The organism is Streptomyces diastatochromogenes (assembly GCF_002242805.1).
Taxonomy (GTDB): Bacteria; Actinomycetota; Actinomycetes; order Streptomycetales; family Streptomycetaceae; genus Streptomyces; species Streptomyces diastatochromogenes.
This window is the reverse complement of sequence record NZ_MCGQ01000219.1, coordinates 1-306: the sequence shown is the minus strand read 5'-3', so window position 1 is coordinate 306 and position 306 is coordinate 1. Positions and strand designations below refer to the sequence as shown.

Annotated in this window: 1 protein-coding gene; it reads left to right on the top strand. The window is 69.0% G+C overall.

Annotated elements, in window-relative coordinates:
* On the top strand, nt 1–306 hold a 306-nt coding region (locus BEK98_RS47700), incomplete at both ends, for an SDR family oxidoreductase (protein WP_143684314.1).

Here is a 306-nt window from a genome sequence, read left to right as displayed (position 1 = left end):
CCCGCCTGCTCGCCGGCCGCGGCTATCGCGTCATCGCCGTCGACGTCAACGAGAAGGCAGCCGTGACGGCGGGTTTCGCCATCAACGCCGACACGATCCCCGTGGTGTGCGACGCCACCGACCGCGAGCAGGTCGCCGCACTGTGCGCACGTGTCCGCGAGGAGTGGTCCGATCGGCTCGACGTCCTGGTCTGCAACGCCGGCATCATCGTGCCCGGTGACGTGGCCGACTCCACGCCCACAGACCTGAACACACAGCTCTCGGTGATGCTGGAGAGTCCCGTCCAGCTCATAGCCGCTGCCGCGG